The sequence below is a fragment of the Acaryochloris sp. CCMEE 5410 genome, from assembly GCF_000238775.2.
GTDB lineage: Bacteria > Cyanobacteriota > Cyanobacteriia > Thermosynechococcales > Thermosynechococcaceae > Acaryochloris.
In genome coordinates, this window is the sequence record NZ_AFEJ02000001.1 from 2,619,139 (window position 1) to 2,642,532 (window position 23,394).

The 23,394-nt window shown below is 47.5% G+C and carries 31 protein-coding genes, 2 tRNA genes and 1 pseudogene; 16 read left to right on the forward strand and 18 right to left on the reverse strand.

Annotated features, from left to right (window positions below; all coding sequences use genetic code 11):
* Position 1: 1 nt before the first annotated feature.
* Positions 2–958 carry an S-layer homology domain-containing protein gene (locus ON05_RS11865; protein ID WP_010475826.1) on the forward strand — a complete coding sequence of 319 codons (957 nt, stop codon included), beginning with the start codon at positions 2–4 and terminating at the stop codon, positions 956–958.
* 17 nt (positions 959–975) lie between these two features.
* On the opposite strand, the gene ON05_RS11870 is transcribed toward ON05_RS11865, so the two are convergent.
* From ON05_RS11870 to lipA, 3 genes are all read right to left on the reverse strand, one after another.
* A complete protein-coding gene (locus ON05_RS11870; protein ID WP_010475825.1) occupies positions 976–2,781 on the reverse strand; it encodes an ABC transporter ATP-binding protein in 1,806 nt (601 codons plus the stop codon).
* Between the two features lie 642 nt (positions 2,782–3,423).
* Positions 3,424–4,413 carry a Ycf66 family protein gene (locus ON05_RS11875; RefSeq protein WP_010475821.1) on the reverse strand — a complete coding sequence of 330 codons (990 nt, stop codon included), beginning with the start codon at positions 4,411–4,413 and terminating at the stop codon, positions 3,424–3,426.
* A 198-nt stretch (positions 4,414–4,611) separates the two neighbouring features.
* On the reverse strand, positions 4,612–5,496 hold the full coding sequence (gene lipA / locus ON05_RS11880; RefSeq protein WP_010475819.1) for a lipoyl synthase: 885 nt from the start codon (positions 5,494–5,496) through the stop codon (positions 4,612–4,614).
* A gap of 277 nt (positions 5,497–5,773) precedes the next feature.
* Here lipA and ON05_RS11885 point away from each other — a divergent pair, with 277 nt between their 5' ends.
* The 3 genes from ON05_RS11885 (at position 5,774) to ON05_RS11895 (ending at position 7,055) form a co-directional block, all read left to right on the forward strand.
* Entirely contained in the window at positions 5,774–5,974 is a 201-nt protein-coding gene (locus tag ON05_RS11885; RefSeq protein ID WP_010475817.1) for a hypothetical protein, read from the forward strand.
* Between the two features lie 115 nt (positions 5,975–6,089).
* On the forward strand, positions 6,090–6,503 hold the full coding sequence (locus ON05_RS11890) for an NINE protein (RefSeq protein ID WP_010475815.1): 414 nt from the start codon (positions 6,090–6,092) through the stop codon (positions 6,501–6,503).
* Positions 6,504–6,521: 18 nt separating this feature from the next.
* Positions 6,522–7,055 (forward strand): ComEA family DNA-binding protein, encoded by a 534-nt coding sequence (locus ON05_RS11895; protein WP_010475813.1) that lies wholly within the window; start codon positions 6,522–6,524, stop codon positions 7,053–7,055.
* 167 nt (positions 7,056–7,222) lie between these two features.
* On the opposite strand, the gene ON05_RS11900 is transcribed toward ON05_RS11895, so the two are convergent.
* Positions 7,223–7,339 carry a photosystem II protein Y gene (locus ON05_RS11900; protein ID WP_012164135.1) on the reverse strand — a complete coding sequence of 39 codons (117 nt, stop codon included), beginning with the start codon at positions 7,337–7,339 and terminating at the stop codon, positions 7,223–7,225.
* Between the two features lie 83 nt (positions 7,340–7,422).
* Positions 7,423–8,022: a gamma carbonic anhydrase family protein gene (locus ON05_RS11905; RefSeq protein WP_063825634.1), complete on the reverse strand. Its 600-nt coding sequence runs from the start codon at positions 8,020–8,022 to the stop codon at positions 7,423–7,425.
* Between the two features lie 83 nt (positions 8,023–8,105).
* Between ON05_RS11905 and ON05_RS11910 the strand changes: the two genes are divergently transcribed.
* The 3 genes from ON05_RS11910 to ON05_RS11920 all read left to right on the forward strand — a co-directional run bounded on the left by ON05_RS11910 (position 8,106) and on the right by ON05_RS11920 (position 9,743).
* Entirely contained in the window at positions 8,106–8,612 is a 507-nt protein-coding gene (locus tag ON05_RS11910; protein ID WP_010475808.1) for a TIGR02652 family protein, read from the forward strand.
* A gap of 87 nt (positions 8,613–8,699) precedes the next feature.
* Positions 8,700–9,140 (forward strand): VOC family protein, encoded by a 441-nt coding sequence (locus ON05_RS11915; protein WP_010475806.1) that lies wholly within the window; start codon positions 8,700–8,702, stop codon positions 9,138–9,140.
* Between the two features lie 45 nt (positions 9,141–9,185).
* The gene (locus tag ON05_RS11920; RefSeq protein ID WP_010475805.1) at positions 9,186–9,743 is read left to right on the forward strand and encodes a hypothetical protein; all 558 of its coding nucleotides are present in this window, start codon (positions 9,186–9,188) and stop codon (positions 9,741–9,743) included.
* Here the strand turns inward: ON05_RS11920 and ON05_RS11925 are convergent.
* From ON05_RS11925 to ON05_RS11950, 6 genes are all read right to left on the reverse strand, one after another.
* A complete protein-coding gene (locus ON05_RS11925; RefSeq protein ID WP_010475804.1) occupies positions 9,721–10,500 on the reverse strand; it encodes a tRNA(His) guanylyltransferase Thg1 family protein in 780 nt (259 codons plus the stop codon). The genes ON05_RS11920 and ON05_RS11925 overlap by 23 nt on opposite strands.
* 72 nt (positions 10,501–10,572) lie before the next feature.
* A complete protein-coding gene (locus tag ON05_RS11930) occupies positions 10,573–10,941 on the reverse strand; it encodes an AAA family ATPase (protein WP_010475803.1) in 369 nt (122 codons plus the stop codon).
* A gap of 39 nt (positions 10,942–10,980) precedes the next feature.
* A complete protein-coding gene (locus ON05_RS11935; RefSeq protein ID WP_010475802.1) occupies positions 10,981–12,513 on the reverse strand; it encodes a slipin family protein in 1,533 nt (510 codons plus the stop codon).
* Positions 12,514–12,926: 413 nt separating this feature from the next.
* A tRNA-Ile gene (locus ON05_RS11940) sits at positions 12,927–12,999 on the reverse strand.
* A 3-nt stretch (positions 13,000–13,002) separates the two neighbouring features.
* Positions 13,003–13,074, reverse strand: a tRNA-Gly gene (locus tag ON05_RS11945).
* A gap of 204 nt (positions 13,075–13,278) precedes the next feature.
* Positions 13,279–14,241: a hypothetical protein gene (locus tag ON05_RS11950; protein WP_010475801.1), complete on the reverse strand. Its 963-nt coding sequence runs from the start codon at positions 14,239–14,241 to the stop codon at positions 13,279–13,281.
* 330 nt (positions 14,242–14,571) lie between these two features.
* Here ON05_RS11950 and ON05_RS11955 point away from each other — a divergent pair, with 330 nt between their 5' ends.
* Positions 14,572–15,633 (forward strand): DUF3474 domain-containing protein, encoded by a 1,062-nt coding sequence (locus ON05_RS11955; protein ID WP_010475800.1) that lies wholly within the window; start codon positions 14,572–14,574, stop codon positions 15,631–15,633.
* Between the two features lie 225 nt (positions 15,634–15,858).
* On the opposite strand, the gene ON05_RS11960 is transcribed toward ON05_RS11955, so the two are convergent.
* Positions 15,859–16,275, reverse strand: coding sequence for a hypothetical protein (locus ON05_RS11960; RefSeq protein ID WP_010475798.1), 417 nt, complete (start codon positions 16,273–16,275; stop codon positions 15,859–15,861).
* 532 nt (positions 16,276–16,807) lie between these two features.
* On the opposite strand from ON05_RS11960, the gene ON05_RS11965 reads away from it, so the two are divergent.
* The 4 genes and pseudogenes from ON05_RS11965 to ON05_RS11980 all read left to right on the forward strand — a co-directional run bounded on the left by ON05_RS11965 (position 16,808) and on the right by ON05_RS11980 (position 18,882).
* Positions 16,808–17,158: a helix-turn-helix domain-containing protein gene (locus tag ON05_RS11965; protein ID WP_010475793.1), complete on the forward strand. Its 351-nt coding sequence runs from the start codon at positions 16,808–16,810 to the stop codon at positions 17,156–17,158.
* A gap of 480 nt (positions 17,159–17,638) precedes the next feature.
* Positions 17,639–17,779 (forward strand): TM2 domain-containing protein, encoded by a 141-nt coding sequence (locus tag ON05_RS11970; protein WP_262561621.1) that lies wholly within the window; start codon positions 17,639–17,641, stop codon positions 17,777–17,779.
* A complete protein-coding gene (locus tag ON05_RS11975) occupies positions 17,772–18,065 on the forward strand; it encodes a hypothetical protein (RefSeq protein WP_262561622.1) in 294 nt (97 codons plus the stop codon). Before ON05_RS11970 ends, ON05_RS11975 begins: the two co-directional genes overlap by 8 nt.
* Before the next feature lie 39 nt (positions 18,066–18,104).
* Positions 18,105–18,882 (forward strand): annotated as a pseudogene (locus ON05_RS11980) (HAD family hydrolase).
* 622 nt (positions 18,883–19,504) lie between these two features.
* Here the strand turns inward: ON05_RS11980 and ON05_RS11990 are convergent.
* From ON05_RS11990 to ON05_RS12015, 6 genes are all read right to left on the reverse strand, one after another.
* The gene (locus ON05_RS11990) at positions 19,505–19,600 is read right to left on the reverse strand and encodes a hypothetical protein (RefSeq protein ID WP_262561625.1); all 96 of its coding nucleotides are present in this window, start codon (positions 19,598–19,600) and stop codon (positions 19,505–19,507) included.
* Between the two features lie 242 nt (positions 19,601–19,842).
* Positions 19,843–20,115: a hypothetical protein gene (locus tag ON05_RS11995; protein WP_262561626.1), complete on the reverse strand. Its 273-nt coding sequence runs from the start codon at positions 20,113–20,115 to the stop codon at positions 19,843–19,845.
* 124 nt (positions 20,116–20,239) lie between these two features.
* On the reverse strand, positions 20,240–20,497 hold the full coding sequence (locus ON05_RS12000; RefSeq protein WP_262561627.1) for a hypothetical protein: 258 nt from the start codon (positions 20,495–20,497) through the stop codon (positions 20,240–20,242).
* 108 nt (positions 20,498–20,605) lie between these two features.
* Positions 20,606–20,794, reverse strand: coding sequence for a hypothetical protein (locus ON05_RS12005; protein WP_262561628.1), 189 nt, complete (start codon positions 20,792–20,794; stop codon positions 20,606–20,608).
* The gene (locus ON05_RS12010; RefSeq protein ID WP_262561629.1) at positions 20,787–20,996 is read right to left on the reverse strand and encodes a hypothetical protein; all 210 of its coding nucleotides are present in this window, start codon (positions 20,994–20,996) and stop codon (positions 20,787–20,789) included. Before ON05_RS12010 ends, ON05_RS12005 begins: the two co-directional genes overlap by 8 nt.
* Positions 20,997–21,299: 303 nt before the next feature.
* A complete protein-coding gene (locus ON05_RS12015; protein ID WP_262561630.1) occupies positions 21,300–21,551 on the reverse strand; it encodes a hypothetical protein in 252 nt (83 codons plus the stop codon).
* Between the two features lie 287 nt (positions 21,552–21,838).
* Between ON05_RS12015 and ON05_RS12020 the strand changes: the two genes are divergently transcribed.
* The 4 genes from ON05_RS12020 (at position 21,839) to ON05_RS12035 (ending at position 23,372) form a co-directional block, all read left to right on the forward strand.
* Positions 21,839–22,042, forward strand: a complete 204-nt coding sequence (locus ON05_RS12020) for a hypothetical protein (protein WP_262561632.1) — start codon at positions 21,839–21,841, stop codon at positions 22,040–22,042.
* Positions 22,043–22,430: 388 nt separating this feature from the next.
* The gene (locus tag ON05_RS12025; RefSeq protein WP_262561634.1) at positions 22,431–22,844 is read left to right on the forward strand and encodes a hypothetical protein; all 414 of its coding nucleotides are present in this window, start codon (positions 22,431–22,433) and stop codon (positions 22,842–22,844) included.
* Between the two features lie 81 nt (positions 22,845–22,925).
* Complete coding sequence (locus tag ON05_RS12030; RefSeq protein ID WP_262561636.1) at positions 22,926–23,105, forward strand: hypothetical protein; 180 nt, start codon at positions 22,926–22,928, stop codon at positions 23,103–23,105.
* A 63-nt stretch (positions 23,106–23,168) separates the two neighbouring features.
* Complete coding sequence (locus ON05_RS12035) at positions 23,169–23,372, forward strand: hypothetical protein (protein ID WP_262561637.1); 204 nt, start codon at positions 23,169–23,171, stop codon at positions 23,370–23,372.
* The last annotated feature ends 22 nt before the right edge of the window (positions 23,373–23,394 follow it).

The window sequence follows — 23,394 nt, forward strand, 5'->3', positions numbered from 1 at the left end:
CATGAAGATTGTTACCAAGAAACCTGTCTTTCGTTCCTTGTTGAGTCTATCTCTTCTCAGTAGTTGGCTATTGATTGGTGGATGTAATCAGGCCAATCAGGACTCTACCCAAACAAACGATGAAGTAGCTGAGTTAAAGTCCAAATTACAAGACCTAGAGGCTGAGAATAAAACCCTCAAAGAGCAACAAGACGAAATTGGCCTAGGCTCAGATCCCCTCAAAGAAGCTAAGCCCGTCTCAGAGGTCGTCTCCAAGGCACCTGAAGATACCTCGGATAATGCCCCTGTTTCAGAGGCAGAAACCACCAAGCCCGCTGCTGTCGCCTTCAAAGATATTGCCGATTTGCCAACGCAACCTCTGATTGCCGATCTGATCAAGCTAGAGATATTAGAAGCAGCGGATGATCAAAACTTTCAGCCCTACGAGCCAATCTCTCGGGGTGAATATATGCTCTGGCTATTCAAGGCCCATAACGCCATCAGTCGTCCCGCCCAAAAGATTCGTTTGGCCCCTACTTTCGACCCAGAGTTCACAGATATTGATGCCAAACATCCCGCGTTTAAGGTTGTTCAAGCCCTAGCTAATGCGGGCTATTCCGTGGGTTACGACGACAAAACCTTCAAGCCCGATCAGCCCATTACACGTGAAGAGATGATCAGTATCAAAGTCGGCATAGACAAGGGCAAGAGCATCAAACCTGTCAGTACCTCCTCGCTCCGAGCTGCCTGGAAATTTAGCGATATTGCCGAGATTGACAAACGACACTCAGGCTATATTTACAATGATTTGTTCACCAAAGGGCCCCAAGGTAGTAATATCGAGCGGGCTTTTGGCAAAATTGGCACCTTTAAACCCAAACAAGCAGCCAAGCGCCATGAAGCAGCGGCAACCCTCTGGCAAATTGGCAGAGAAACTGCTCCTAAAGCCTTGGAACGGAAAGAGAAAGAACTCAGTTAGGAGATAAAAGCAGCCCATTATTCTTCATTGGCTGCCAAAACCACTTCTTCATAGGTTCCAGATTGAATAATCTGACCATTCTTCATCAGATGAATGCAATTACAATGCTCCACCGTGGTTAAACGGTGGGCAATGATAATCATCGTCTTCGAATCACTCAGAGAGCGAATCGCCTCTGACACCAGCGCCTCTGTTTCATTATCAAGGGCAGAGGTTGCTTCATCCAACACCAAAATTTCCCGCTCATGATACAAAGCTCTGGCAATCCCAACCCGTTGTCGTTGACCACCAGACAAATTGGCTCCACGCTCTCCTAGATTCGTATTCACACCATCGGGTAGCTCCTTCACGAGCTCAGATAGCTGTGCTAATTCAATGGCACGGTTCAGTCGAGTCTCATCAATCAGGTGATCGGGAACTCCAAGGGCAATATTGCGCTCTAAGGTGTCATCAATCAGAAAGATAGATTGGGGAATATAACCCAATAAATTCTGCCAAGCCCTTAAATCTTGGTAAACCGATTGATCATCAACTTTTATATCTCCCCCTGTCGGCGTCAGCAGGCCTAAGAGCACATCTACTAGGGTCGTTTTTCCTGCACCTGATTTACCAATCAGAGCAATGGATTCTCCTTTCTTAATGCGAAGTTGAATCTGATTAAGAGACGGGTTTTTAGCACCTTCATACTGGAAAGAGATTTTATCTAATAAAATCTCCTGTTCAAAGTCTAAATGAGAAGGTTCCAAACTACCATTCGCTGGTTTGAACTGAGCCACAACACCTGCAGAAGGCGCTATGAGTGCCTGATGATTTTCTAGCTCTTTTAGGTCGTGATACAGTTTTTCCAAGACAAATGTTGAGCTTCTTAAAACGCTCAAACCTTTGCTGAGTTGTGTTGCCAAAGGCATCAATCGTATCGATACAACCGCAAAGATACCCAATGTCGAAATCAGCCCTTGGAAGTCCTGATTCGTTAAGATCGAAACAGAAATAAAACCTAGAATAAAGGTCATAATCATGGCTTCAATCGTAATGCGCGGGATTTGATTGAAGGACATGAAATCGCTGAGAGAAGTGGAATATAACTGAGCTTGAGTATCTAGTTGATCTAAGAAGAAGGACTCACACCCAATGACTTTGGTCTCTTTTACAGACCCTAGACTATGGTTAACGACTCGAATCATCTCAGCTTGAGACTGGGCAATCGTTTTACCCCAACGAGAAAGCGTATTTTTTAATCGCAGAATAATCGCAAAAACAACAAATAGAATCAGTCCAATCACAATGGTTGCGATAGGGCTCGTATAAATCAGCAATATACTCAGAAAGGTAATAATCGTTAGGCTAACAAATGAGTTCAGCAGCTCTAATAAGATGCCATTACAAAAGCTAACCGTATGATTCATAATGCTCTGAATCATAAATGCAGAATTATTTTTCAAGTGAAACGTATATGGCATTTGCATATACGCACTTAACAACCGAATCCGCAGCTTACCTTGGTACTGATATACAAAGTTAAAAATATAGCGACGAATAACAAAATTCAGAAAAGACTTTACATAAAAAATAATGATGATAAATAAAGCCAAAAATGCAATAAATCTTTCCCTAGATTCAAAGTTCAACCAGTCATAGACTTGGCCAATTACAATTGTTTTTTCTACTAGTTCTGGATCGCTTGCAAAGGCAATAAAAGGTCCAATTAGGCCAATACCTAAGGTTTCTATAACAGCATTTCCCAAAACAGCAGCCAGCAAAACCAATAGCATAATTTTCTGGTCTGCTAGTATATAGAGAAATTGCTTTAAGAACTTTTTCATTTCAGGGTTATCTATTGAGATTTAACCGTGCACATCACAACGTGCACCTTATGATTTCTGAGCCATCGATATCTTCTGGCGCTGAGCGATCATGGCATTATTCAGCTTATGGATCAACAGAGATTCTCAGGTATTCTCCCCCAATCGATCCCTTACGCTTCCTAATAAATCTCTGGGCTTAAAGACTAGGGCCATTACAGTATAGATTTCTCCATTGCTATTGAAGCTATCGGCATTCTCAAACAAAAATATGTTGAAGCCACACTTGTTTTACTTCATTTCATACTGTCACAGAATTACAGTGCTTCTGTAGAGCAGGAAGGAGTGATGATAGGTCTATATTGGAATATCTTGTCAACGATATTCTCGGCTGTAAGACTGTCACTATCCTCGGGGTAGAAGAATCAGATCAGACACATTCGGGTGAGGACTATAGGTTTCAACCCAATCTAGCATCTGATCCAATTCTGTCTCTGTCCCCTTGGAGTCGATAATCAGTTGAACAAATCTGATTAACTCATCGCGGCTAGGGTCTTCAGGAAATATCATCAGCCTCAAAGCTGGCCTCAATCAGCAAAATCTACAACTCAATCACTGTTTAGTAATGGCACCACAATTGGGGAGTTGGATAAATTGCCCACATTATCCCAGCGGATCAGGAGGTTGAGGCAAATTCGGAGTCGCGTCTTGTCCATCTGGAGAGAGGTCAGAAATGACTTGATCCAATTCAGCCGTTAAGTCAGCTTTATCGGTATTGGGCTCTACAGCTTTTGGAGATTCTGCCACAACCTCTGTCTGCACCGCAGGTTCAGTCTCTCCGGCTGCTTGGACTGAACTGTCCGTAGAGACATCAGAACTAGGAGTAGCTGGCATTTGCACTGTAGTGGGTGCTTCAATCACAGGTGTTGCGTCAACGACTGGTTCTTCACTCGCGGACACCTGAGCAGTAGGTTCTTCAATCGGGGGAGCTGTTTCAGTGATGGGCGCTGGTTGTACTGTGGTGTCTGATATTGGCTCAGTGGTTTGTTTAGCAGGAGGTTCTGTGGTAGGTGCATCTACAGGCGTACTGACAGCAGTAGGCTGAACAGTCTCCGTGGGGGCCTCAACCTCAGGAGTCTGCTTGCCACCCATCATGCCTTTCAGTTTTTCACCTAAGCCCGATAGGTCTAGACGCTGTTTGATGGCCGGAGGCAAAATTGACTTGTCAGACGTTCCATCATCCGCTTGCTGTCCCATCTTTTCCCATAATCCTTGCCAATTCACGCTAGTAATTTTGGCAATGGCCTGATCGGATATCTTTCGGGCGTCAGCCCCCCAAGTTCCTGGTTCTGGCTGTGCTGGATTCGCCTCTACCATAGCCCATCGACGCTGCAAGGCTTGGTAGCTCAGCCAAACCAGCAGGACAACACTCGCCGTATGGCCCAACAACAAGCCGACAGGACGGCGATAGATCAACAGGATTAAGGCATAAAAAAGTCCCGTACCGCTCCACCAAACATCGGTTTTGCGGTGAATTTCTGGATAGACGTAGGCTGTTAAATACAGCCCAACACTGCCTAAACCTACGATCAACACTAAGGCTAAGGAAAGCATGGCCCAGATTCTCCGTTCAGCATAAACAGGATTCCCCATTCATACCACCCTCTAGTCATTTTCCTATGGGTCTAGTTAGAAAAATCAAAGAGGCATGCCTTTTGCAGGCACACCTCTTCAAATTACACGGGCTTTGAGCTTCGCTAGCGGAGACAAAGTGTATGAAATTCTGTCACCCAGCATAAAAAACGGATAGGTCCTGGCCTTTACCAGAAGGTGACACTTTCTAGAGTGTCACTATAGTTCAGGTTTAGCACGAGGATATTTTGCCATTAAGGCTTGGACTTGCTCGGCATGATAGGAACTGCGAGTGAGGGGGGAGGACACAATCTGCAAAAAGCCCATCTCTTCCCCGAGGGCTTGCCAGGTGGCAAATTGATCGGGATGGACGAAATCTTGCACACCTAGGTGTTTCGTTGTGGGCTGCAAATATTGACCAATGGTGAGAATATCGCAATCCACTTGGCGTAAATCAGCCATGACCTCTCGCACTTCAGCATCTGTTTCGCCTAGGCCCACCATAATGCCGGATTTTGTGTAAATCCAGGGGGCGAGCTGGCGCGATCGCATCAACAAATCCAACGTCCGCTGATACTCTCCTTGAGGGCGAACCCGCTTATACAGACGCGGTATGGTTTCCGTATTGTGATTGATCACTTCAGGCGCTGCTTGCAAGATGGTCTCTAGGGCTTCCCAGTTGCCACATAAATCAGGAATCAACACTTCAATGGTGGTCTGGGGGGACAGGATTCGGATCTGCTCTATACAGCGAACAAACTGTGAGGCTCCGCCATCAGGCAAATCATCGCGATTCACCGAGGTAATCACCACATGATTGAGCCCCATCCGACGCACGGCTTCTGCTAAGCGATGAGGCTCTGTGGGGTCAAGGGCTACGGGCTTTTTCTCAAAATCGATATCACAGTAAGGACAAGCTCGAGTACAGGCCGGTCCCATAATTAAGAAAGTAGCCGTGCCGTGGTGAAAACACTCTCCAATATTGGGACAGGACGCTTCTTCACAAACCGTATTCAGATGTAGATCTCGTAAAATATCTTTAACACTGCCCACACGCTCCCATTGCGGGGCTTTCACTCGTAACCAATTGGGCTTAACAACCACTACTCTGACCTGAAATGTTCTGTCTCCACTGTAAGGGATGTTGCCTCCTCCGGTATAAGTCGGCTAGGTGGGCATAGGCGCTTCCAGAATAGGCCATTCAGCCTCTATCTCATATTTCTTTATAAAACGAAATATTGTAAGCCTGCCATTTGGGTGGGTCTTGGCTAGAATTGATGAACCTTTATTGTTTCCTTCACTCCTCAAAAGCGTTCTCCATTGCGATGTTTGAGCCTTTCTAGGCCATCGCGACTTCCTTGAGTAGGAGTGATTGTCTACTATGCTTTGTCAAACTTGCCAACGCCAATCCCATTGCCTCACCCATCAGCTAGCGGCACAAGATCAGAATCTGCACCGGATGCTAGAGAACTTGCAAGGGTGTCAGCGACGACAGCCCTACAGGGTTAAGCCTTCTCCCAGCCATACTTGGCAAAAAACAGTCCGGTGGATGGAGAAACTCGCTCATCGCCTATCTCCCTAAGATCAGCCACCGTTCTATTGACGGAAGAATTGGATCGCTTTTTTCCTTGCACGGGAGCGCCAGCAATGTGCTAGAACTAATCCATTCAGCTAGCCGTTGTGTTTTCTCTTGACCGATGACTCTTGACTCGACTCAAGCGGGTCTTGCCTTACCGAGACCCAAGAATCGTATCGTTGCCATTGTCCTAGCCCTTGCAGGTCTACTCCTACCCGGTCTGCATAAGCTTTATCTGGGCCAGACTCGTTGGGGTCTCGTGTATTTGCTGCCAGGTATTTTTTGGGCAACGTTACCCATCGCCACTCTCACCCGAGTAGCGAGCTTATGCGATGCTGTGATTTATTTAACTCAGGGGGATGATCGGTTCCACCAAGCGTTTAATCCGGCTTGGCCTCAACCCACTCAACCCACCCTCGAACCCGCACAAATGAATGCGATCGCAGAGTCACTACGCCAGCTCGAAAGCCTCCGCCAAGAAGGATTAGTAACCGACTACGAATTTGAGCAACAGCGACGACAGCTCTTAGGTTAGTGCACCTATTCAATCGCCATGCTCAACCGCCTCGTACAGTGGACTCAACAACAAGGACCGCTACGGGATCAGATTCTGGCTGACCCCTATTATCGGTTCCAGTCCCTAGCAGAAGTTGCCTTAGCCGCTGAGTTGGGTGTGAGAATTGATGTGAATCAAGCCAGTGTCGATGATTGGCTGCGCCTGCCGGGCCTATCCATTCATCAGGCCCGACAGCTCGTGCAATTAACCCAGAACGGCGTCCAATTTTACGCCATTGAAGATGTGGCTGCTGCCTTATCCCAGCCCGTCCAGCGGATGCAGCCGTTAGCAGCAGTGATGCAGTTTTGCTACTACGACCAGGAGAGCATCGCCCTAGCCCCCGCTTTCAACCTCAATGCGGCGTCCGTAGAACAGCTGATGACGATACCCGAGATGATACCGAGTTTGGCACGAAACATTATCCGCGATCGCATTGCCCACGGTCCCTATCAACACATAGCGGATTTGCAACGACGTTTAAAATTATCGGGAGAAACAACGCAACAATTATTGCCTTATTTGAGATGCTAGGAACGCTCTAAAGCGGAATATCCGTTAAGCATATCGACCGATAACCAATAGCTTTGGCTGCTCAGTTTTGGTGCTCCGAACCGTTTAAAGCGCAAATCAGAGGCCAACTGACGCTAGCCTCTGACTCGTTTACTAAGTTAGGAGTACCTTGAACAATTACGTCCCGGTTACTTGTTCATGCCTTGCCATTGCTCGATAGCGGCGGGGAAGATTCTGAACAAAGCCCAACCACCAGCAATAGCAACAGGAGCTAAAACAATTAATAAACGTACATCCATGCTCAATCTCCTCTCAGAATTATTTTAAAAGCACTTTTTACTTATTGTCCTACAATTAGTCAGATTTTTCTAATCGGAATCCCTTAGACTTAGCGCTCAATAGTTTTGAAACCCAAATCAGTCCCGCGATTGGCGTGAACTAAAGCCAATTTTTGATAGTGGCGGGCATGGTCTATCAAATCATCGGATTCTGCTTCACTCAGCTCTCGTAAAGGCTTGGCAGGTACCCCTACCCACAGGGACCGAGGGGGAACAGACTTCGAAACCACTGCCCCAGCCCCAATAATGCTGCCAGCCCCAATATGCACACCATTGAGAACAATGGCGCCAATGCCAATCAATGTGCCTCGCTCAATATGAGCTGAATGAATCACTGCTCGATGACCAACAGTCACATAATCTTCTAGAACCGTTGGCTGTCCTGGATCACCATGGAGAATGGCCCCATCCTGAATATTGGTATATTCACCAATTTCAATGCGTTCTACATCACCCCGCAGCACCGCACCATACCAAATGCTTGCCTCTCGATTAATTTGAATATTGCCGATCACCGTGGCATTATCTGCCACAAATGCTGCTAAGGAACAATCTGGTGGTGGCCAATATTGGGGACTAGAAAATTCCAAGGTTATCGGGTTAAAACACCGCCTCGATCCTACCCTGAAAAGAGACAGCCTCCAGACCATTCAGAACAGCCACGCTCAACAATTCACAGTTATAATGAAGCCACCTGAGCGGCAACCAGAGTTCTTCGGCTCTTTCTGACTCCATGACACATGTCAGCATGCACTATCCAATTTTTGGGCCTGAAACACTCTGTCCCCATTGCCGGCAAATGATGACCGCTTTGACCTTAACCGATACCTATCTTTGCCAACGTCACGGTGCCTTTGAAGCCGACCCCAAGACCGAAGATTTAGTCCACCTTCAATCAGGGCGTCATTGGCGGTTATGGGATGGGCAATGGTACCGCCAACATACCCATCCTGATGGGATTCGCTTTGAAATCCATGAAGCCCTAGATCGCCTCTATACCGAAGGGTATCGTGCAACCAAGGTAATTATTGCCCAACGCTATCGAATCTTAATCAACACCTATCTAGAACATTCCCCTTGGTCCGAAAAAAACCCGTCAGGGCGTCCCCGCTTATATGGGCTACCCGTAGAATTTAGCCCAGACTCTGAGGATGATCCCCGCTGGCAAGTCATTAACTTTGATCTCGATAAGGAACCTGGCATTCCCAGTAATTCTCCTCATTTTCGCCTATTTGATTAAGCCTTCTGAATCTATAGCTCAGCGATGATAAGGCTATGGTATATCTGATGGTCAGCGTATCGGGGTATCGCCATGAAGGGGCATCATATGTCGATTCGGACCGGAGATATCCACCGGGCGATCACGTTCTATCAAACTCTGGACTTCGACGTTATCGAACGATTTACAACTGGGTATACTCTGGGATGTTGGCTGGAGGGTCCGATTGGCAGACTCGAACTGATTCAAATCCCAGATCCTCAACCACCAGCCGATGCCTTTGGCGACGAACATTACGTAGGCTATTATCATTTATCGATAGATGTCACAGATGACCTATCGGCAGACCAAACCTTATCGACCTGGCTTGAACAATGGCGAGAACGACTCAAAGCAGTTTCAATTACCTTAAAAGTCCTGCTTTATCCCATGCCACAAACCATTGGTAACCAAACGTATCATGTGGCCTTTGCCGCTGATGCCGACGGCTTACCGTTAGAAATCCTCCATAATCTAGGTCCTACATCTGCACTAGAGAGCTTGACTTAACTTGTTATCTTCGTTCATGCATCCCTGTCTTAGGAGACTTTGACTATGCTGGAAACCTGCCCCCGTTGTTCCAATCGCTTAGGCCCTCCTCTCAAATCCGGTCGTCAAGTTTGTGCTCATTGCGGCTGGTCTAGTGCGGCTATCGCTTCCCATAACAACCCATCTAGTCAAGAAGGGGCTGGGGTTGGCAGTATTCTGCAAGTCTGTGGGCGAATCCTCAAGCGCATCTTCCAGTATGTCGGCTCTCTGTTTCAAGTATGGATGGAGAAACTGCAGAAATCAAAGCAAAATTCGAATATCAAGCCTGGCAATATGGTCAAGGGCCTAACCGATAAACTCAGCAGTTTAGAACAAGCCATTCCCACAGAAGTTAGCGATTCCAAACGCCCCTGGATGACGGTGGAAGAAGCCTTTGTTCATTTAGGCGGGGATGTCCGTCTTCCGACTTCTATTGTTCACTCTCTAGATGGTCGATCCCGTGTCCCTTTAGCTCGGTTTCGCGAATATTACAGTGAACAAGAATTTAAAGCCTATGGCTTAGAAATGAGTTTAGAACGCCGCCGAGCCCATAAGCCCTGGCTTAGGGTTTTACCTCAGGACTAGAGGTCATTCGCTTAAGGACAAATTCCCTGTAGTGCTCTTTCATAGGGAGGTTCAGCTCAACACTGATTTTTGTTCGGGTTCCTTGAGACACTTCTCCTGAAATGGGGTTGACTCCTGTCGTTGGATACGACTGCCAAACGCAGCCCACTCCTCGCTTTTGCCAGGGGGGTAAGTCATTAAAGTTAAGCTGCCCCAGTTGAAACAACAATTCATTTTTATCGCCAACGGATAACCCTTCTAACTTCTGGGTTGCAGTGCCTGCTGAATCTCCCCCTTTACGCAACATCCAGTAGCAATGGGCATTGAGGGCATTGCGGTGGGCATCTTCTTGTCGCCATCGGAAGTAGTCGACCACTAAATCCACTGTTGGCAGTTGGGAGATTCGACAGTCAAAGACGGCCATACTGCCTAAGATCAACGATAGTTTCGCACTGGCTTCCGCTGCAAGCACGGAGTTGAGTTTGCGTAGCTTACGAGCAAAGGTCTGCTCGTCTGGGTGCAGCAGTAAAGAGATTTCATCGCTTTGGGTATAGCCATAAAGAACTCGAAACCCACAGGTCATCAAATGCTGAACTGTGGCCACCATGGCATCCCGAAAGGTGGCATCAAAGGGAGCGTCTAAATCGAGGGTTTCTTTTGTTAACCGAGTAAAATTCCGTCCATCCAACCGAGCGACCATCTGTAGCCCCGGCAGAACGCATAGATCATAAGCGGTTTCATAGACCCTTAAGGTTTTATCGAGTTCAGTAAATTTCATAATTGCCAATCCTCAACTGAAAATTGTTGATGAGGAAGAATACGAACGTAAAAAAGTTGGTCAAACCCCTCGTCATAGGTTAGGCAAGATCAGGCGAGAGGCTGTCCCGCGGATCCCTTTGTCTGGAATGCGTTGGTCGGGGGCGCGATCACAATTCCGAATCAACGCATCTGCCAGCTTCGATTCAAAGTAATACCCCGTAATCGAAAAGCCCTGTTGCTGAGCGGGTTGGATATACCGCTGTCGCTCACCAGGGGTAGGATTCGTGTTATCCACCACAAACCGTTGGTGGGTGGATAGGCAGGTATCCAAAAACTGTTGCTCACGATGTCGTGTTTTCAACATATCCAGGTTGATCCGCACATGGGTGCGCCCAAACTGGTGGTGATAAAACGTCGATTTACCCGTGGCCTGAATGCCCACCAAGATTACAGCTTCCATCGTTTGCCTTTGCAGTCTGGAGCCGATCGGGCATCGGCTCTACTCTCTCGTTCCGTTGATGCGGATCATCTCAGTCAAGATACTATCGAGACCGCCATTGACATGAATATGCTCGATTTTGTCAGCAATCCGTTCCAGCACCTCCAGCTCTTTCAAGCGCAGGGCCACGGGATTACTCTCCATCACTTTGGCGGTGTTGAGCATACTGCGGGTGGCAGCGGTCTCTTCCCGACGGCGAATCACGTTGGCTTGAGCAGATTTCTCCGCTTCCACCACCTGGCAGAGGATCGACTTCATCTCACCGGGCAGGATGATGTCTTTGACACCGACAGATGCAATGGAAACCCCATACTGCTCCGTTTTCTCGCGGATATAATCAGAGACGCTCGCATCAACCGCCCCCTTATCTTCTAGGAGTTGATCTAGAGACTTGGTCCCCACTGCCGAGCGTAAAGCAAACTGCAGCTCTTTATACAGGTAGTCTTCAATATTGCTTAAGCCCGTCTTGGCCTGCACCGGATCCGTAATCCGATAGCCCGCCGTTAGGTTCAGGCGCAGAGACACCTTATCCTTGGACAAAATCTCTTGCCCAGAGACGTCTAGGGTCTGCAAACGCAGATCCACAATTTCCGTTTTCCAAGCCCGGCCAAACGTCCACCAGACATGCCAACCTGGCGTCAGCGTATCCATAAAGGCACTGGCTTCATACAGCAATCCCAAATGCTGGGCCGGGACTTCCAAAATATGTAAGGCGTCCAAGGCCAGATCTAACACGTCCGGCAAGCCAGCGACCAGCTCAGCCACCAACGCGGGGGAGAGCTTGGCATCGTCGCTGATGTCAATCACCTCAACAGCCACCCCTTGCCAGAACAGCTTGCGACTGCAGGGAGGCAAAATCTCGATTACTTTGCCCTGATGGCGGACAATGGCAACCTCCGGATTGCCTAACTGCACGAATTCACAGTGACTGGCGACGAAAGCGGGATGCTGTTCGACCAGTACGTCGACAAACGTAAAATCTGGATCGGGACGGGTGCGATCATAGCGGGTGATACTGACTTTGCGATCGCAGGTCCAAAACCCATACTCTCCAGACGCGAGAGGCCGCACAAAATTATCCTGCTCATAGAGCATCCCTAGCTGGGATTCAGGGATTGACACCAGATTCAAATCCGGTAGCGATACATCTCGCAATCGCTGGACAAACTGGGACGGCAATTCAATCCCTTCATCCAGATTAAACAGGTGTACTTCAACCTCAATAAAGCCACGCCAAAACGCTTGCAGCTGGTTGGGGCCAATCGTGCACCATTGTTGCCCTAACCGCACTAAGGCAGCTTGATGATGAGCCGTGCGCACCACCGTAAAATACTCATTCATGCTGTGGGCATGGGTTTGTAACAACAGCTCCAAATGGTCAATCTGGGCTTGGGGCTGATTTAAATCAAAGGTCTTCACCTGCCAATGCCACCCCATACGGCGATGGGTACCCGGCAGCAAAAACATCTCAAACTTGCTGCGATAGAACAACATGCCCCGCTCATGGGGCTTAATGTAAAAAGACTTAAACATTGATATTTCCTTCTTCTTCTCGTGCAGATCCATCTGCACTTTTAAAGGCACCCTTAGCTGCTGGCATCAACAGTTACAGTGCGGGCCATCGCCCGTGACCGACTGGATTAAGGTGGAGCGAAACCGCAACTCAACCCGAAGGTTAAATATAGGTCCAACTACCAACAGATAGGGCGTTTGCTAGGGCAAATTCTGGCGTTCCTCCCAGACTTTGCCCCGCGAAGGACCCTACTCAAGCCGATCATCAACTGCGATCGCGCTGGCCTTTGGCTATTGTTGAGTGGATCACCAGGTGACCCACTCAACGCGACACCAACAACCGGGTGCTGTCTTAGCGGATTCGAACCACCTTGGGATTGCTCCCGTACCAGATGAAATAACTCGTCCCAAACGAGGTGCCCGTAACCGGGCGGTGGAAAGTACAGGATTTGAACCTGTGACCGTCAGATTATGAGTCTGATGCTCTACCAACTGAGCTAGCTTTCAGTTTTCTCGATGTAGGATTCGAACCTACGACCCCCGAGATGGCCCCTCGGTGCTCTCCCGCTGAGCTAATCGAGAAATCGCGAATCAACCTTGTGGGTTTGGCGGTACACTGATCTGCAATTTTCAGCGTCAAAGTGCCAGTCAGATATTCAGAATCTGAACCATTGCCTCACAGCACGCCATTGATCCAGTCATTGACCCTAACATACTCAATTTAAAACCGCCATAGTTCTCAAGCGATCCAGCCCATGGTTACCGGATTAAACTACTCCATCACGGTTACTGAGCAGCAGTCGGAACCTGCCCTGGTGGTTGGGGAGTGGGGGCTAGGGGTGCAGGAAGACTGGGAAAGGGTTGTCCGCTAGCAGGAGCAGGACTCGGCACCGATAGCAGAGGATTATTGGTGCCATTCGGCAAGGATGGAATCGGATCCGACAGGGAATGAACGGCTAGGGCGAGTTCGACCGTTGTTCCGTTCTTTCCCTTTTTTTGCCAGTCGACCTTTTGCACAATCGCATCATGGGGAGACAGAATATCCTGAAACGACTGGAGTTGGGCCTCAATGGTTTTCAGCTCATTAAGGAGTTGAGTCTTTTTACTGGACGCAACCGCCTGCCCCTGTTGTCGCTCTTGTTGAGACGCTTGCAATGAATTACGCTGGGCAATGGCCTGCTTTAACTGGGCTTGGGCTGATGTTTTGGCGAACTGCAACTGTGCTAACTGTTTCTCCTCTGTCGGTAGAGGCAGGGTTTGGCGAGCTAAATCAGTGTAAGGAGATTTAGACAGATAATCTTGAATCGCAGCATCCGCTAAACGAACCCGTTCTCGGGCTTGCTGTACCTGAACCTCTGCGGCATTGGTATTGGTTGGAGCCGTCGGAATCTGTTCAGTCGCCGTTAAAAGCGCCACTTCTTGTTGCACCTTCTGACGACGAGCCATAATATTTTGGCGGGCTGCAGTCCGATCGACCAAAATTTGCCCCTTAACAATCAAATCCCCCTGTTTAACACGCAAAGACTCAGGAGAAGCGACCGTTAACTTTAATTTTGTCGGCGTTGAGTTGAGCGGCGCTGGAGAACTTGCTGCTGCCGGATCCTCTGTTTGGGCCTTCGATTTGGATTTAGAGCTATCCGAACTGCATCCACTGATAAGGATAAGAAGAACACTGCTCACACTCAAGAATTTTAAGCAGTTGCGCTTCAACGAATGATGTTTCTTACAGAGGGTTTGATGAGTAATCATGGCAGGAGATATGTTCTGAAATAACGTCAGAGGATTGGGTCGAAAACCGTTAGCTCAGCAAAGCTTAATGTAATCAGTGAATCCAATACTGCAGAGTCGGAGCCAATAAGATATGGCTCACTAGAGCTTAGTCGTCTCAATCCCCAAATAGATTGACCTCGATCACCCCCCTAAGAGTTAACTCAGATAGATATCAGGAAAATCTGTCCTGAAGTCAATACTATTTCACTTTGTAAACTTTTACCGGAGTCATTGCTTGACTTTGATTACGACTTGTTAAGAGATAGAATGAGACTCGGTCACTACAGCGTAAGGAAGCAGTATTTTTTCGTGCAAAACTCTACCGGTATTGAAACCAGAGGCCCTGACGTCTCTAGGTCTAGAGAATTACCTTTTACCCTTCAAGATATAAGGGCAGCCATTCCCCCTCATTGCTTTGAGCCCTCAGCCTGGCGATCTCTCTCATATTTCTTTTTAGATATCGGTATTATCGCTAGTTTATACGCCATTGCCTATCAAATTGATGCTCTATGGTTTTGGCCCATCTTTTGGTTAGCTCAAGGCACCATGTTTTGGGCCTTATTCGTCGTCGGCCATGACTGTGGTCATCGCTCCTTTTCCAAATACAAGTGGTTAAACGATCTGATCGGGCATCTCAGCCATACGCCAATTTTGGTTCCTTTTCATGGTTGGCGCATTAGTCACCGGACCCACCATGCCAATACAGGCAATATCGACACGGACGAAAGTTGGTACCCTCCCACGGAAACGCAATACCGAGAGATGCCGAAGGATGTCAAATTCGTCCGTTACTATTTGACCCTATTGGCCTATCCCATCTACCTCTTCAAACGGTCTCCTGGACGCAAGGGCTCTCATTTCCTACCTAGTAGCCCTTTATTCAAGCCTTCCGAGAAATGGGACGTCATCACCAGTACAGTCCTATGGGGAGCCATGATCGCTTTTCTAGCAGCGCTCACCTACACCAATGGCTGGTTATTCTTAGTCAAATATTATCTCGGTCCCTATATTGTCTTTATCGTTTGGCTAGACGTCGTCACCTTGTTGCACCATACCGTACCCAGTGTGCCTTGGTACCCCAATGACAATTGGTATTTTCTCAAAGGTGCGCTCTCCACCATCGACCATGACTATGGGTTTATCAATCCCATTCATCACAATATTGGCACTCATGTCGCCCACCATATTTTCTTGGGTATGCCTCACTATCATTTACTAACGGCAACAGAAGCAATCAAGCCGGTCTTAGGTGAGTACTATCGAAAGTCTTCAGATCCCATTTGGAAGAGTTTATGGACTGCCTTGAGAGATTGCCGATACGTTCCTGATCATGGGGAAAAAGTTTACTATCAAGCTGACGCCAAGCGCTAAATTTCTCTTTTATGCTTTTTCTCTAGGCTAAATTCGTTCAGGGAAGAGAGTGAAGCGATAAGCCTCAAATCAATTTCATCGGCCAATATTGAGCTTCGACATTAATATACGCTTCTCAGTTGCTTGTAAGTGACACAAAAGAGAGAGGATTGGTTCTCAATCCTCTCTCTTTGCTTTTATATTCAGGATGTATCGTCTGGTCGTTGATACCAACAGGAAAGATTTCTATTCGTTACACTGAAGCTGCTGAATTCTCACCCTCGCCGCCCGCTCTTTTTGCAATTCCTCGTAGGGAAGATTCAAAAGATATTTAGTGACCTCCTTTCCTTGATCAACAACACGAGTTGCTGCAACTAACTTACTGGTGATCAAGCGCTGTAGAGACGCAAATACTCGATTAATTTTTCCATATTTGGTATCGGCTATTAACCATGTCATACGTTCTGCAATCTCATCTCGACTGAGAGGGTATAGACTTTCAAACAACACTCCTTTGACGGCTAAATCCAGTTGGGCTTTATAAGAAGATTCCAGCAGACTACTCCTCGTCGTGGCAATAGGCTGATATTTTGAGTGTCTTTGTTCTGCTCTCCGTCTAGCTTGACAGCCCTTGGTCGATCGCTTGTATTGAATTGTGTCCATTGCTATGTCTAACAACAACTAGATAATGTTTTCTTTAATGTATGACTTTTTCTAGCCCTGAGATAGCATAAACATTCGCAAAAACTCAACGAACGATTTGCTAAATCCTAAAAATTAGAGTGTTCTCCCCAACAGGGACTAAAGGCTTCTCAATGTCATAGATGATTGCGTCCTGTGCAACCACTACTGATGCCACTTGATAACTGTTCTCTCTATTGTATCCGTGAATATACGGAGTGGCACCCCTCAGAGCGGACAATATAGACCCATCACCTTGCCACATCACTCAAGATTTCAGTATTTTCACGGAGATAATTTTCTGGATTAAAACACCAGTAATTTCAAAAGGATCCGTATTCCTACATAGAACTCGTTTGAGGATTACGACTAAAATGTCCTTATTGGAAAATATTTAGACAAAACTTTGTCATCTGATTACCTTTTTTTTCGGTTGCATTTAGGATTAGATGACTACAATTTGAGTCCTTTTGAATATCTTCAATAATCATCAAAACTAATCTGCCACTCTGCTATGCCTCGCAAGCAACTCGGGAAAAAAGATCAGCTAATTATTAATATTGCAGCCCAAAAAATTGGCAGACGAATGAAGCAGCTACGGGCTCATTTGGGGTTGTCCCAAGTTCAAATCGCCAAGAATCTTTCTATCTCTGTCAGACAGTGGTCTGGCTGTGAGTGCGGTGATTATTTGCTAAATATAGATTTTTTAATTTTGCTCAACACCTATTATCAGGTGTCCATCGATTGGCTATTGACGGGTAAAGGCAATATGTTTATGGATGATACTAGTGAGACTGAGCAAAAAATTACCAGTCAAGAATTAGCTGAAGAGCTAAAAGTTCTAATCACGCGTTTAGAAGACTAAACAGCTTCTGCCTGAACTCCTAGACTTACTGCCCAGTCCGATGATCGAAGTATCTTGATTTGAGTATTCTGCTTACTCTAGTAGCAGAGACTGAAGTGTTTCTAGCTCTATAGATGCCCAAAGCAAGAACATCAAATTTCAAGCAACAGGTGCATGGACAACCGTTTTAGTGAAACGCGGTTATGTTAAGTGACTATGACAATAGCCATGGGTCAGCTGGGGCAACCTTCTCCTTTTTGACATTAGAAATCATAATCCATGCCCTGGGAATGGGATGCATCTCACCCAGTTAGATCTAAAATCAAAACCATCAGATTAGATTTAGATATGGAAAGGGGGATGCCTGTCATTTGCTTTTCTATAGAAAGGTAAAGGTTGTGATTCTGCTGAAATGGTACATTGGCTAGAATTGAAGGATAGTGTTCGAGACAGCAGAGGTCGTAACACCCCAATGGCTAATAATGGTACTGCCTATCTCCTTTGGTTTTCTCTACCTTTGGCATCTGTGGAATTCACCGATTCTACCTAGGCAAACCCGTTAGCGGCATTCTCTACTTTGTACCTTCGGGTTTCTGGGCATTGGTCAAGTGGTCGACCTTTCCTTATTCCAGAGATGGTTGATCATAAAAATCTCAAGCAAAGATTGCTCTATAGTTCAGCAGATGTCACCACACAACCGACCATTGTCAGAGATGTCAGTACATACACACAAACGAGTCCTCCTTTGGATGTGCAAATTCTGAAGATTTGCCGAGATCAGCAGGGGGCCACTCTGAGTGATTGTGTGATTGCAACCGAAAAAAGTCCTGAAATGGTTAAATCCAAGGTCCAAGAACTGTGTTTAGCAGAACTATTGGTCGTTGGCAATCGTGAGTCCGATGGTGCCGTCATTTATAAGGCCGTCTAATCGCACTGTAAAATTAAGACCGCCCTGCACGAATAGTCCATGCACCATCCCATTCCTCCCTTTGCGGATCTCCCTGCCCATCAACTCAATTCCATCAAGCTCATTGCCACCGATATGGATGGCACCCTCACCGTCGACGGTAAGTTCCCAGCCATTTTGGGTCAAGCCCTATGGGACTTACAAAAGAGCGGTTTTACAGTTGTGATTGTGACGGGGCGATCGGCGGGTTGGGTCAGCGGCCTTGCCCATTATTTACCGATACAAGGTGCGATCGCAGAAAATGGCGGCCTTTTCTTTCAAGAACCCGACACTCCTGGCAAAGTACTTTCAGACATTCCGGGCCTCAAAGACCATCGTGCTCACTTAGCTAACACCTTTCGTCAACTCCAAACCCATTTCCCTCATCTACGGACCACAGCGGATAACGCCTTTAGAATCACGGATTGGACCTTTGATAATCCTGGCTTTGATCCGGCCGATTTGGAGCAGATGGCCAACCTCTGCGCTACTGCAGGATTTGATTCACTTACAGTACGGTGCAGTGTCATATCAAACCCAAAGGCCAGAACAAGCAGGCAGGGCTCCTAACGGTCCTAGAACACCATTTACCGGAGCAATATAATTTAGACCAAATTTTGACGATCGGCGATAGTCCGAATGATCAAGACCTATTCGATTCTCAAGTTTTTCCGCACTCCGTCGGCGTTGCCAACTTATCTCACTACCTAGAGCAGATTGACCACCACCCCAAGCGATGACTCAAGCTGCTGAAGGGTTAGGATTTATCGAAATTACGCAACGATTGCTGATGTCTTAATGCTAATTTCATCAGCGTCTTACAAATCTGTTTAAAACGGCTAAAGGGCTTGGCTTATTGCAACCAACCCTTAATCCTATAGAAACCGAGAATGTATGTTTGCTCAGAATTGAAAAATAGATAGAGTTTACAGAAAACAACTAAAGTGGACATTAACAACAGCAACAGTTCTAAGAGGTAAGTCTTACATATCTTACTAGATAAGTGTTCTGGTCTTCAATTTTTCTTATAGAAAATGATTACCACAAATCGTAAGTTCTCAGGAAGAAGGTTGCTCTTCAGAACAGAGGTAGGAGGTACTGACGTGTTCCGGGTTACTTGTTAACTTTGACTTTTTGTACCTGGGTTTAATCTAGCATTAACCCCCAGGGCTGACTCAGGGATTTTACTAAAGTTCACTCTTATTCGCGGGGGTTAACAGAGTGAAATATATCAATAAATTAGATGGGTCAATGTCAGAATTTCCGTCCCTATAGTCACTACTGATCAACCTGAAGTAGTTTCCTCATCTGAGATTGGTCGATTTTACCTTGAGGGTTACGGGGCAGCTGAGACCAGACATACCATTGCTTTGGTTGTTTAAACGGGCTGAGTTGATTCTTCAGACAAGTCTGCAATGCGATTAGGGAAAAGAGTCTGCTGCAGGAACCACAATGGCGGTAATGATTTGGCCCCAATCGGGATGGGGTTGGCCCAACACCGTCACATCTTTTACCATGCCTGTAGTTAAAATTAATTCTTCTATTTCTTCGGGAAAACATTCTCTCCACCAGAGATAATCTTGCGACTTAAACGACCGACAATATGTAATTCTCTTGAGTCATTGAAATATCCCAAATCATCTGTGGAAAATTTGTGATAAGCGGCAAATAATGAGGGTAATACCCTTTACAAAGAGAGGTACATTTAATGACCACCTGTCCGATGTGATGGGCCAACATGCCCTGATGTTGCTGATGTTCAACGGTAATTGAGCGTGGGGCAAAACATGGCCATTGTGGGCTGCTCCGAGCAGGAATTGATCGGATCTAAGGTCGCCACTTGAGCCGCCGTTTCTGTCATGCCATAGGTTAAGGCTAACCGCAAATGATGCTGACGCGCCGCCTGAAGTAAAGCGGGCCATGCCGGTGCACCCCCACCAAATGGTGTGAATCGGGCGAGCCACTGTAAACGAGGGCCGCCCTGTTGTAAGAGTCGCTGGAGTTGGGTGGAACGAGAGAGAGAAATAGGCATGGGTTGCTGAGATTGCGGATCCAGGAAAGCCGCAATGTTGGGCCTCAAGGAGGTCTTGGAAGAGAACAGTGGCGCGGGAGGAGGAGGAGTTTGCCGTATGTAAGGAGCGATCGCATAAACTGCATCAACCCACTAACGTGATACAGGGGTAACCAGCAGCAGGAATTGATGGCATCCAATTCACCACCGAAAATGACGTTGGCAGCCTTCCACCGAGGCAGTTAGAGTCTCCCAGTATGATCGCAAATCGAACCTGCCCGATGAGCCCCCGGTAGGGACTAAATCCATCCCTTTTCTCTGGCTTAGCTGAGGCTGGTTTTGGGATATCTACCGGAGGCAACTGAGAGGCATCCCAAATGACATGGGGTTGAACTAATGACACACCTGTTGCCATTCAGAACGTTGCCAATGGGGATTCCCGAGAATACAGGACATTCACATAAACACGCCGCCATCAATCCAGCTAAAAACTCTAGCGAATCAGACTGAACTAACAGGACTCTGGGATAGCCTCTCGCTCCATCACCGCTTGTAGCTCCCGTTGTCGTTGCTGAGTTCGCTCTAACCAGCGCTGATGATTTAGGCCCAGATCCAATCTTCCCTTGCCAATTGCTTGGGAGAACCCATAGTTAGCACTGGACGGCTTAACTGGATCAAACGAGAACGAAGCGTTATTCATCAGGGGACAACCAATGGCGAACACCAAACCCAATGGCTCGTTGGGGATTCGATAGTTCTGCTGCCAATCTTAGACAGGCTTGCCGTCCCACCTCTGATTCAAAACAGAGGAGAAACGCATCAATCGGATGGGCTTGGCAAAACTGACGCAAGCGATGGGGATAACCACAGATAGCGGGTTTAATCACAAAATACCGTTCCATCCTTGTTGCACACAGTACTGCAGCTGAGACAGAGTTGCCACCGACTCATCTAAGGCCATGGGGTTTGAAACTGCTGACTTAAGGACAACATGGCCGACAATTGCTTGGGGAGTAGCGGTTGCTCCAGATATTCAATCCTAAGAGTGTCCGTCACCTGATCACATAGCTTCAGCCAACGACAGACAGACTCATAGGTTAGTCACCATTAGCATCTAAGCGCAGCAAGGCTTGCGGTGGCAAAGCTTCAATCAGCTGCTGAAAATAGCCTGTTCCTGTTCGATGACATCCACCCCAATTTTCCACTTAAAGGTTCGATATCCCTGCTCCCATAGCTTTGAAGCGGCGGACAAGCAGGGCTTCCGGTGGGCAATAGGCCGCAAATCTCAGGAAAACAGGCGCTGATACGGATTTTGATGTATACTTCCACGCTGAACCCAATCCAAACTGGCAAGCCGGATAGCGATCTGGGATAGACAAGATGTGAGCGTCCGTTAGCTGTCGTGGCAGTTGCTGACAATAGGCCTGGGCTTGTTCCCAAGTCTCAGATCCAACCACGATAAAGGCGCAATTTCACCTTGGCCATATTGCCAGCATCATCCTCTAAAGTAACCACCAAACCTCGACGGATCGACCACTGCCCATACCTCGTTTGCAAGGGCTGTTGAAACGATCGTTGATAGGTTTGATAGGAAATTCCATATTCTTGGCGCTGATCGCTTCACCTGTAGGTAGCATTGTTTTAATCACATGACAGATCGAACGGATCACTGCACATTCTAGGGGTAGCTTCTATTGTGGGATGAAGGCTTCCTCATATTATTTCTCGACAGCCAGGTGGATGCATGACGAATTCCGGTACCAATACTCCCCATGTGCAACCCTCAACCCCAACTTTACTGAATAACCGTTACCGGGTCATTAAGTCCTGGGTGATGGTGGCTTTGGCACCACCTTTTGGCAGAAGACACCCAAATGCCTTCCCGACGCCAATGCGTGATCAACAGTTAAAGCCCATTGACAATAATCCTCAGATCTATCATTGGTGAAGGATCGATTTCAGAGGGAAGCCGCTATCCTAGAGCGTTTGGGAGAAAGCCATGACCAATTCCCATGCTTTACGCTTTTTTAGAAGAGGCTGGTCAGTTTTACCTAGTAGAAGAGTGGGTGGCGGGTCAACCCTGACCCAAAATGCAGCACGGTCCCTCAGTGAGACGGAAGTGCGAGACATTTTGATCAGCTCTTGCCAGTTATCGACTATATTCACCACAGCGGATTGTTCATCGAGATATTAGCCCGATAACATTATCTTGCGCCAAGAGGACGGCATACCAGCCTCATTGATTTTGGGGCCGTTTAAAGAAACCATGAGTACCGTGGTGAATTCCCAGGGCAAACGAATCGCTCCATTGTGGTAGGCACCCCGGATATATGCCCATGGAACAACTGGCAGGACGCCCAGTCTACAGCAGCGATTTATATAGCTTAGGGCTCACGGCTATCTATCTCCTCACCCTTAAATCCCTCAGAACTCAAAACCGATCCGCAACAGGCGTTCTGCTATGGCAGCATTTAGTGCCTAATCTCAGCCCGGAGTTTGCTGCCACCCTGAGTCAAGCTATTCATCCTCAGCCCAATGAACGGTTTCTCAGTGCCGCCGCCATGATGAATCATTTGGTGCTGCCAGCAACTCATGTTGTGGATGTTGCCCAAGATACTGCAAAGCCAGGCTCCCGAAATTCTCGCGAATCAAGACACCACTCCAGTGGGTGTAGAAGCACGGATATCGTTGCTCATACCTCCAACAGCCCTCGATTCCCTCCACCGAAGCGTCGGTTTCAGCCCCCCTGAGCCGGCTGTATCCGAGCCGACCCAAGCCGTTATTCCCAACATCCATCCGTACCGCCCACCATCACCCAACCGGTTTCCAGAATGGCAAAAGCCATCCTCACAGGCGGTGTCATTGGCATATTCGTATTGGTGAGTGCCGTTCTCTTGCGGGGTCAGGTTTCGGAGCTACTCTCTCGCAACTCGCCTTCACCTACCGTGGAACAGAGCGTTCCACCTCTGGTAAGCCGTGAGTACCTCTCCCGAGCCTTCCACACCCGCTAGTGACAGTACGAGTCAGGTGATCGACCTGCTCCGCCGCCTCCAGTCGAGATTGCATTACCCCTAATGCCGATCAAACCAACGCCCGCATTACAGGAGACCCTGGTTCCAAAATATCCGGTCTGGCCCAGGAACAAACTATGCTCAACCCATATTGCTTCCAGGCGATCGGATCCGATTATTACGAGCGATCGCGATCAGGGTGGCTTCCTCTGGCATAACGTTTACTTTCCTGAATCTCAGGCCCAGGATGGATTGCAGCGCAGTTAGTCAAGCAGATCAAGCCGCGCCT